The sequence below is a fragment of the Lactobacillus amylolyticus DSM 11664 genome, from assembly GCF_000178475.1.
Classification (GTDB): Bacteria; Bacillota; Bacilli; order Lactobacillales; family Lactobacillaceae; genus Lactobacillus; species Lactobacillus amylolyticus.
In genome coordinates, this window is sequence record NZ_ADNY01000036.1 from 41354 (window position 1) to 51104 (window position 9751).

11 protein-coding genes are annotated in these 9751 nt (G+C 38.5%); 1 reads left to right on the forward strand and 10 read right to left on the reverse strand.

Annotation, left to right across the window (positions count from 1 at the left end; all coding sequences use genetic code 11):
* Positions 1-39: 39 nt before the first annotated feature.
* From HMPREF0493_RS04640 to HMPREF0493_RS04655, 4 genes are all read right to left on the reverse strand, one after another.
* The gene (locus tag HMPREF0493_RS04640; RefSeq protein ID WP_006352142.1) at positions 40-1020 is read right to left on the reverse strand and encodes a class III bacteriocin; all 981 of its coding nucleotides are present in this window, start codon (positions 1018-1020) and stop codon (positions 40-42) included.
* Positions 1021-1066: 46 nt separating this feature from the next.
* Positions 1067-1807: a LiaF transmembrane domain-containing protein gene (locus tag HMPREF0493_RS04645; protein WP_006352143.1), complete on the reverse strand. Its 741-nt coding sequence runs from the start codon at positions 1805-1807 to the stop codon at positions 1067-1069.
* Entirely contained in the window at positions 1804-2262 is a 459-nt protein-coding gene (locus HMPREF0493_RS04650; RefSeq protein ID WP_006352144.1) for a LytTR family DNA-binding domain-containing protein, read from the reverse strand. The genes HMPREF0493_RS04645 and HMPREF0493_RS04650 overlap by 4 nt, the downstream gene beginning before the upstream one ends.
* A 144-nt stretch (positions 2263-2406) precedes the next feature.
* Entirely contained in the window at positions 2407-3054 is a 648-nt protein-coding gene (locus tag HMPREF0493_RS04655; RefSeq protein ID WP_006352145.1) for a redox-sensing transcriptional repressor Rex, read from the reverse strand.
* Positions 3055-3198: 144 nt separating this feature from the next.
* Here HMPREF0493_RS04655 and HMPREF0493_RS04660 point away from each other — a divergent pair, with 144 nt between their 5' ends.
* Positions 3199-5130: an ABC-F family ATP-binding cassette domain-containing protein gene (locus tag HMPREF0493_RS04660; RefSeq protein ID WP_006352146.1), complete on the forward strand. Its 1932-nt coding sequence runs from the start codon at positions 3199-3201 to the stop codon at positions 5128-5130.
* 44 nt (positions 5131-5174) lie between these two features.
* Here the strand turns inward: HMPREF0493_RS04660 and tsaD are convergent, their stop codons facing one another.
* Genes tsaD through rsmI form a run of 6 tightly spaced genes read right to left on the reverse strand, consistent with a single transcriptional unit; the run spans position 5175 to position 9716 of the window.
* On the reverse strand, positions 5175-6224 hold the full coding sequence (gene tsaD, locus HMPREF0493_RS04665; RefSeq protein WP_006352147.1) for a tRNA (adenosine(37)-N6)-threonylcarbamoyltransferase complex transferase subunit TsaD: 1050 nt from the start codon (positions 6222-6224) through the stop codon (positions 5175-5177).
* Positions 6221-6802, reverse strand: coding sequence for a ribosomal protein S18-alanine N-acetyltransferase (gene rimI / locus HMPREF0493_RS04670; protein WP_006352148.1), 582 nt, complete (start codon positions 6800-6802; stop codon positions 6221-6223). The genes tsaD and rimI overlap by 4 nt, the downstream gene beginning before the upstream one ends.
* On the reverse strand, positions 6786-7523 hold the full coding sequence (gene tsaB, locus HMPREF0493_RS04675) for a tRNA (adenosine(37)-N6)-threonylcarbamoyltransferase complex dimerization subunit type 1 TsaB (RefSeq protein ID WP_006352149.1): 738 nt from the start codon (positions 7521-7523) through the stop codon (positions 6786-6788). Before tsaB ends, rimI begins: the two co-directional genes overlap by 17 nt.
* A gap of 27 nt (positions 7524-7550) precedes the next feature.
* On the reverse strand, positions 7551-8069 hold the full coding sequence (locus tag HMPREF0493_RS04680; protein ID WP_006352150.1) for a folate family ECF transporter S component: 519 nt from the start codon (positions 8067-8069) through the stop codon (positions 7551-7553).
* Between the two features lie 55 nt (positions 8070-8124).
* Positions 8125-8856, reverse strand: a complete 732-nt coding sequence (locus tag HMPREF0493_RS04685) for an acyl-[acyl-carrier-protein] thioesterase (protein ID WP_006352151.1) — start codon at positions 8854-8856, stop codon at positions 8125-8127.
* A gap of 5 nt (positions 8857-8861) precedes the next feature.
* The gene (gene rsmI / locus HMPREF0493_RS04690; RefSeq protein WP_006352152.1) at positions 8862-9716 is read right to left on the reverse strand and encodes a 16S rRNA (cytidine(1402)-2'-O)-methyltransferase; all 855 of its coding nucleotides are present in this window, start codon (positions 9714-9716) and stop codon (positions 8862-8864) included.
* Positions 9717-9751 lie beyond the last annotated feature (35 nt).

The following is a 9751-nucleotide window of genomic DNA, read 5'->3' on the forward strand; positions in this document are numbered from 1 at the left end:
AAAAACTTCTTAGCATCGCTAAGAAGTTTTTTAATACCTTTAATTGCCAAAGCCTTCAATCTTGTAGACTCTATTCTTTAAAGTCTTAAGATCGTTCTTTCTATGATATGCGACAGTCAAATAAATTTCATTTGGACTTACGACCTGTACACTCTCAAATTCGGTAACATAGCCCAAAGTATCAACTGTATGATCATGATCAAGGTTGGCTACTTCCCATTCATCAGGATTGCTTGAACCCCATGGAATCTTGACAATCTGACGTGGATGTCCTTCTTTAGCCATCCCTAAGAAATTAGCTTTTGGCCCTAATTGACAAGAAACATAAACATTGTTGTCTTGATCAATATCATAGCCCTGAATTGATGAAATTGTTTGATTAAAACTAGGAATTGTAAATGCAACTAAACAATGCAAATTTTGAATATTGACATCAGACGCACTAGCTTCGGCATTATCCAAAGCTTCATTAACTTCATTCAAATCATAAAGAGCAAAATGACCTACATGATTTAAATCAATGCTTGCAATCAATAAACGCTTGTAATCAGGGGAAATGGCTGCCTCAAGACGTTCTAGCTCTTTGCCTGGGTAAGCAACGCTGCCATCGCCAAAGCCTGAACCGGCACGGTTTAAATATGACAGACGTGGCATTTCGGTATTGCTGTCATACTGAACGCTACCGCCATTAATGTTTACTCGTGCAATTTGCGTATCCCATAAGATATGACCATGTTTCTTAGGCTTGGTTCCGATAAAGTAGTTGCCTGGCTTTCCTGAGTAAACCCAAGTCTGGGTATGACCGCCAGCCATCCCTGATAAGTAAACAATTGGATTATCTTCATCAAAGAAAATGTGCTTCCGGTTTGCTTCTGCTTGATAGACAATGATATCTGTTTGTTTATGCAAAAGCTGCAAAGCAAAGATTTGATTATTGACTAAATTGGTTGCTTGCACTACGACATGATGCAAATTTTCCAATTCATACATTAAGCTTAGATTGACGTTTTTTTCGATCATTAATCTGCTCTTTCTATATTTAAAACAACTATACCAATACTATATTCTAAATGTATCTAACATCAATATCGCTCATGCTAGCACGCCCTTGAATAATCAAGGTAGGACCGCCACCATTGGAAGTTCCCTCAATTTGAATATTGCCAAATGTTTGACCCAAGTTGTCTTTTACCTGCCAAGACAAAGGCACATAAATATTCAGTTCAGTCATTGTAACGTTTAAATCCATTACTACCGTATCACCAGCAGCCTGTGCATCATCTAAGTAGAGATTGATATCACCCAACTTGCCATTGACTTCAATCGTCTCTAATTCTTTTGAGTGAATGTAGCGCGAAGTATCGGATAAAGTCTGATCAACAACCACGTGAGACCCTTTTTCGTTACTCACCGTATCAGTAAAGATATGATCTGAAATACTTTCTCTTTTGTTCCTAAAATCCTTAATTTTCTTATTTGCGTAAACCACCGTATGAAATCGATTGCGAAAAATAATCCCCAATCCGATTGAAATAAGAACCGCGGCAAGCAAAATCGTCCATGGTACTAAACGTTCAATATGCAATGGCTTAGCATAAACCATCAATAAAAAAGCAATAGAAAAGACGCCTTCCGTAATTCGCCGATTAATCACGCTGTCAATTGAGCCTAAAGCAAAAATAATTGTTCCTACAATAGCCCAAAAACCAATTTTGTAGCTCAAAATTCCCATTTGGTTAACAACTACCAATGCTGCAGCTGCTAAAAAGAAAATGCCCCAAAAAGAGCGCCAAAGCTTGTTTCTCATGATAATTGTCTTCTTTCTTCTAATCTGTCTCTTAAGTCGCGATAATAATGTCTTGAAACGTATACTGTTTTATATGAATTTTGAAACCTAATCTGGCAATTTGAAATTGATCTGGTTAAAGAATATATCTGATCTAAATTTAGAATTGTAGATTTAGCAACACGCATAAAATTACTGCCCAACAGTTGTTCTAGTTCATATAATTTATACTTTACTTGATACGCTTGCGTTGTAGTATGCGCTATCACGACCTTGCTATCGGTCTCAAAGAAGAGAATCTGATTTAGATTTAAATAATAAGAAGTATCGTCCTTAGTCACTTCAAGCTGTTCAGGAGATTCCTCATCTGCCTGCAGCCGTTTGTACAAGCGTTCAATTTTCTCATTCATTTTAGGCGCAGTGATCAAAATCTCAGGTTCTTTTTGATTAGGATCGATTTCCAATCTTATTTTCAAATCTTCTCCCCTCCTTTTTTCGACTTAATGATATTAAAACAGCTTTAATCATGGAAAACTAGCCTTTTAAACTAAGTGGTCATTTTTATCAACCAAGTGGTAAAAAAAGACCGCCAAAAGTTTGGCGGCAATTTTTATTCAATTTTAAAAGTCACTTTCCTTAGCTTTATCAGAATCCAAGAAATAGATTAAAGTTTGCAATTCAGTTGCCAGGTCGACATTTTGTACTCTGACATCAGCTGGTGCTGATAATCTAATTGGCGTAAAGTTCATAATTCCTTTAATTCCAGCCTCAACCATATCATCCGTTGTCTTTTGCGCAGCTGATGATGGCACTGTCAATATAGCAATTGAAATTTGCTGATCACTTAATTGCTGCTTTAAATCGCTCATATCGTAGACGGGCACGCCGCTTAAGATATGACCGGTGATTTCTTTATTAATATCAAAGGCACAAGAAATTCTAATATTATTGCTGCGTTTAAAGTTGTAGTTCAGAAGAGCTCGACCCAAGTTACCAACACCAACCAAAGCTACATTGGTTAAAGTGTCTTGGTTCAAAATCTTCTTAAAAAAGGTCAGCAAGTTTTTTACATCATATCCGTATCCACGTTTGCCTAAAGCGCCAAAATAAGAAAAGTCGCGTCTGATAGATGCGCTGTCGACTTGCACAGCTTCAGATAATTCAGTTGATGAAACTTTTGCCTTGCCTTCTTCATTTAAAATGATCAGGTAACGGTAGTATAACGGCAATCTCTTTGCTGTTGCTTTAGGAATTTTAATTTTGTCCATTAATGAAGCCCCCAATGTGTTTCATGTTTGTGAATCAATAATCAAGCATCTATATCATACGCGGAAATATAGGAACTTTGCAAGTGGATTTTTCACAAACAAGCTTTTTTCTGCTTATGGTAAAATAATGACAGGTGAAGAATTATGATTATTGCACAAGGGCACGATCTTGAACAGCAATTCGGTGCCAATACTTTATTTAAAAACGTTAATTTCTCAATTGATTCAAATGCCAGAATTGGGTTAGTCGGTCCAAATGGTGTCGGTAAAACTACTTTGCTTAAAATTATGACCGGTCAGCAAGAGCCAACTCATGGCGAATTTACTGTTAATAAAAACATTGAGGTCGGTTATATTGCTCAGGAAAATGCATTAGATGAGGACAAAAGCATTTGGGATGAAATGGAAACCGTCTTTTTGCCATTAATTAATCAGGGCAAAAAATTAACTCATATGCAAGAACAAATCGCTGATCATCCTGAAGACAGCGACCTGCTTAAACAATATGATCAAATGCAGTTTCAATTTGAACAAAATGGCGGCTATACTTACCAATCAGATATTAAAAGTATTTTGAATGGGTTTAAATTCCCCAAGGATACTTGGCAAAAGCAAATCGGTAGCCTCTCTGGTGGTGAAAAGACCAGATTGGCATTTGTTAAACTATTGCTGAAAAGGCCGCCATTGCTTCTGTTAGATGAACCTACCAACTATCTTGACTTAGATACTTTAGACTGGTTGGAAAGCTTTCTTAAAAATTATGAAGGCGCAATCCTTGTCGTTTCCCACGACCAATATTTTTTGGACCATCTGGCAACGCAAATCTTTGAACTTGAATTTGGCAAGCTAACTGCTTTTAAAGGCAATTATTCTCAATACCAGAAGCAACGCCAAGAACGCGATAAAGAGCAAGAAGCAGCTTACAAAAAGCAACAAGAAGAAATCAAAAAGGACGAAGAGTTTATTCAAAAGAACCTCGTTCGGGCTACAACCACTAAGCGAGCACAGAGTCGGCGCAAAAAGCTGGAAAGGATTGAACGAATTAAGCCGCCAAAACATAAAAACAAGGTTAGAATTAGTTTTAGCAGTGATCGCCCATCCGGAAAAGAAGTCTTGATTTTAAATAATTTAACGATTGGTTATCCCGAAAAGACCATGGTGCAAGATATTTCCTTCCAAGTAAACAAGGGAGATCGCGTAGCGATCATCGGTCCTAACGGTATCGGCAAATCAACTTTGCTTAAAACAATTATGAAGCAGCTCAAGCCTAAGGGCGGTTCAATCAAATATGGTGCTTCCCTTGACATTGGCTACTATGATCAGGAATTGCAACGTCTTGATCCTGGCAAAACAGTGCTAGATACTGTGTGGGATCGCCATAAGACAATGCCAGAGCGTGATGTGCGGTCAATCTTGGCTAGCTTTCTTTTCACAGCAAAAGATATTGATAAGACTGTCGGCCAGTTATCTGGTGGACAAAAAGCTCGACTAACATTAACAGTGCTTTCACTCGAGCATGACAATTTCCTGTTAATGGATGAACCAACGAACCACTTGGACATTGAAGCCAAAGAAGTGCTCGAACAAGCCTTAAAAGATCACGATGGCACCCTGCTCTTCGTTTCTCACGACCGTTACTTTATCAATCAACTGGCAAACAAGATTGTTTCCGTTCGCGACGGTCATGCTAAAATCTATGAAGGAAACTATTCTTACTACCTTGACGAAAAAGCAAAACAAAACGCAGGACTAACTCCAAAACAAGATGGAACCACTCCTCAAGAAACTGAGCCAGTAAAGAAGATCAGTGAGCAAAAATTATCTTATCAAGAACAAAAACAGCGTGATTCGCAAAAACGTAAATTGCAACGCGCGATGGAAAATGCCGAAAAGGAAATTGAAGAACTGGAAAAAAAGCAACAAGAGGTTCAAAATGAAATGGCAAAACCAGAAATTGCTACTAATTTTGATAAATTAGGGCCTTTGCAAGAAAAATTATCTGCAATCCAGGAAAAACTTGATCAAGCCAATAGTGATTGGGAACAAGCAATTACAGATCTTGATAATTTCGAATAAAATAAAAACGACTTCACTTCTGAAGTCGTTTTTTTGTCTAAAAATTAGTTCAACATACTATCAGCATATGGCAGTTCAAGCGATGGATCAGCATTCAAAGTTAAATCCGCAAACTTGCCAGCATTGTAAAGATTGTAAGCAGCCGCTCCAATCATTGCTGCATTATCGCCACAAAGCTTAATATCTGGCAAAATCACCTTAGGCTGCATTGTCTTTGGCAACTTGGCAATTTCACTACTCATCCGGTCGCGCAAACCATGGTTGGCGGCAACCCCACCACCCATAATGAAAGTCTTAGGCCGATATTGCTTCAATGCCCGAATGGTTTTATGAGCTAAAACATCAATTACTGATGCTTGGAAACTTGCAGCTAAATCATACTTATTCAATTGTTGGTGAATTTGATCAGCATGGTGACAAGTGTTGATAAAAGCACTCTTAAGACCTGAGAATGAGAAGTCATAATCATCGTCTTCCATCATTGCACGTGGAAAATGGAAAGTATCTTTGCCTTCGTGAGCCCAAGCGTCAATTGTTTTACCTGCTGGATAGTTAACCCCAAGTACACGACCGATCTTGTCATAAACTTCACCTGCTGCGTCGTCACGGGTATCGCCAATGATTTCAAAATGAATTGGATCTTTCATTAAAACAATCTCGGTATGACCACCAGAAACTTGTAAAGCCAAAGCTGGATATTCAATTTCATCTTTTAATTGGGCAGCCATAATGTGTCCCATAATATGATCAACACCAATTAAAGGAATACCAGTTGCCATTGAAGCTGCCTTTGCTGCACTAACGCCAATTAACAAAGCCCCAACCAAGCCGGGACCATAAGTAACGGCAATTGCATCAATATCATTCCAACTGGCATTTGCTTCAGCTAGAGCTTCTTTCGTAATTTGACTAATAACTTCAATGTGGTGCCGACTAGCGACTTCTGGAACAACGCCGCCAAAACGCTGGTGACTTTTAATCTGCGTAGCAACAATTAAGCTTTCAATTTCACGACCATTTTTGATAACCGCCGTTGAAGTTTCATCACAAGAACTTTCATAGGCTAAAATGCGAACGTCTTTTTTCTCACTCACAGTGTAAACTTCCTTTTTCTAATTCGATGAGGTTTTAACCATAAAACCATATTGACTGCATCGGTATGAGTATCCTGATAATAATTTTTTCTAACAAAAGTTGCTTCAAAACCTAATTCTGAATACAGTCTTTTGGCCCGATCATTATCAATTCTTACTTCCAGACTGACACATTCACAGTTATTCTGTCTTGCCCTTTCAATCATTAATTCCAATAGCATATGACCAATGTGCTGGCCTTGATATTTAGGAACGACCGCAATATTGGTAATATGCGCCTCGCGGGGATGGAAACGCGCTCCGATAAAGGCAACTAAGGTTGAGGCCTCATATACAAACAAATAGAGTGAATTTTTGCGCTTTCTTAATTCCGTTTTAAAGGAAAAACTGCTCCAAGGGGTTTGACCAGAATAGACTTCTTTTTCCAAAACCAATAAGTCCGGAATATTTTCATCTGAAGCTAGCATTACCTGTAGACGATTATTCCCTACTGTCGTGACAAAAGGAGTAAAATCCATCGAGATTTGATTACTTTCCGGATGAAAGAATTGGTTTAATGTTTTAAACTTCTTCAACATAATCACTATCCGGACCGAAAGGCTTCCCCGTCTTCTTATGCCAATCTACTTCAGCTTGCGTTCTGCGCAAGTATTTCGGCAACAATTTATCAGGGTCAACTGGCTCTGCAGTTTCAGCTAATTGACCAATTAAACCAGCATGAACACCATTTTGCTCATCTTTACCATAGGCAAAATCAACGCCTAAGGCTTTAATTTTATCTTCCTGCTTATCTAAACCGCTGCCTAGCAACAACAGATGCCTATCGTTTTCCTTCAAATAATCCTTAATGGCTTGCAATAAGGTATCAATATGATAATGACCATCTGGAATTACATTTTGCGGAATTTGATTTTTATCTAAAACATATGCAGCGGCAAAATAATTATCGTTGCGGGCATCAAGTGCAGTCACAATTAAATCATCGCCAGAAGCTGACTTGGCCAATGCTTGCAAAGTGGAAATACCAACAACATCCTTATGCAAGATGCTGGCAAACATCTTAATGGTTGTTATTCCGATTCTCAATCCAGTATATGAACCTGGCCCAATTGCAACAGCAAAGCGGTCGATATCTTGCAAAGTTAACTGATTATCTTTTAAAATTTCATCAATTAACGGATCAAGGTGTTCGCTGTGGTTGCGCTTATCTACTTCATTTTTTTCGGCAATAATCTTTTGACTGTCATTTAAAGCAACGCTCAAATTGCTGGTTGCTGTAGAGACACTTAAGATTTTCATATTATTCTTTCCCTTTTATTTCTAAAATCACTTTTTTATTTTAACACGAGAAACGGACTGCAAGACAAAGTAGACGACGATCATTTGAATCCAAGGAACGATAATTTCTTTAGGGGCGCGCTGAATCAAAGCTGCCTTAAGATCCAGGCCATACATTATGTGAATCCACATTGTATTCATGCCAATATTGACAATGAGGTCAACTAATAAAGTCGCAACTATAATCCGCCAGATTTTCACTGGCTGCTGGTAGAAAAACAAACCATATATAAATGGTGCGACCATTGCTGTTAGCGTAAAACCAATAAAGAAGCCGCCCTGTTGCCCAAAAATTGCGGAAGCAATCAAGTCACTGATACCGCCACCAACGGCTCCCCAAATTGGGCCAAACAGATAAGCAAGCAAAACACTGCCGATAAAACCAAGACCGACTTTTACCGTAGCTGGGCCGAATGAAAATTGTTCCAAAACAACTTTCATGGCTACGATTAATCCCAACAAAATCAATTCACGCAAATAGATCTCAAACCATTTTTTAATACTCATTGCTGGTAATCCCCTTCATAAAAAAGCATGACCATTTTGTCATGCATTAATTTAATCATATCTTACGCCAGCCAATCTCACAAACAGCTTGCTCTTTTCCGTCCTCATTTTCAATAGCGTGATAGGACTTAACTGGCTCTTTGCTTAGTGTCATGCAGGAATAAGTTACTTGACCATAGCGAACTTCTTTATCAAATTTAATGTCAATTGTCTGAATCAGATGCGTTTTTAAAAAGTCGCGATCAAACATATCGATAAACCAGTTAAAATAATGGCTATTGGTCAAGTGATGGTTTATATCCAAATCATCATAACGTACGCGATACTGCCGCTTTTCATCATATTTATCTAATGGACGCAGGCGCGGAAAACGTGGCATCTTTTGCAGAAGCGGAACGTCAAAATCATGCATCATTTTCTCATCAACCGCAGTCAGCTTTCGCTTCTTCAAGTCAAACATGATCCATTGGCTATGAACTTGAACTAAAGAATTGCCATCTTGATCAGCAATCCCGAAATCACGATATTCAAAAAAGCGGTTATAACCGGCTGCTTCGGTGCTCAAAATTACATGTTCGCCTGGTTTGGGCAAAGAAGAAATCTTAATTTGATATTGAGTTACTACCCAACCTAGTCCGCGCTTGAGCAAATCCGCAATTCCAGCGTGTCCTTTATCAAGTTGATGTTCGGAAACCTGCATAAACAAGTCGATCATGACGGGGATTTTTAAATGCTGATTTTCATCGCAATCACTATATTCAATTTGATATTTTTCCGTGTACTTCATTTTTCCTAGCCTTGATGATATTGATCATACAATTCGTTTTTAGAAACATAATGCTCTTTGGCAACTTCCTTGATCGCATCTTTCTTGCTTTCGCCTTTTTGTACCAAATCATTAACTAATTTGATTAAATCTGGCCAAGAAAGCTGTTTAGGAGCTTCAGTATTAGGTGAGATCAAAATAACAAACTCGCCTCGTGGAACATTTTCGGCAAAATAGCTGCTAACTTCCGCAACTGTGCCGCGAATAAATTCCTCATGAATTTTCGTCAGTTCTCTAGCAGCCACAATTTGACGCTCTGCTGGCAAAACTTCCGCTAATGTTTTCAAAGTTTTTGCTAAACGATGCGGTGCTTCATAAAAAATAGAGGTTCCACGAAAATCCCGCATTTTTTCAAAGTAGCCCTTTTGCTCCATTGCTTTGCGTGGCAAAAAGCCATAATAAGTAAACGGCTGCGCATCAAAACCAGAAGCAATTAACGCCGTAGCAAACGCAGATGGCCCTGGCAAAGGAACAACGGGGATATTATTATTAATGCACTCTTGCACCAAAATATAACCAGGGTCGGAAATGACCGGCATCCCTGCATCACTAATTTCCGCAATCGTAGCACCATCTTGCATTAATTTAATTAATTCAGGCGCTCTTTCTTTTGAATTGTATTTATGAAAAGAAATCATATGATTGTGGACACCAATTTTTTCAAGCAAAATGCCACTCGTTCTCGTGTCCTCGGCTGCGATGTAATCTGCATCCGTTAAAACTTTTTTTGCCCGAATCGTAATATCTTCTAAATTTCCAATTGGAGTCGGTACTAAAAAAAGTTTACCGCCATCTTTGGTATAACTACTTTGCCGTTGCATTGTCTCCGTCCTTTTTAATGCTTCTTCTTTTCACC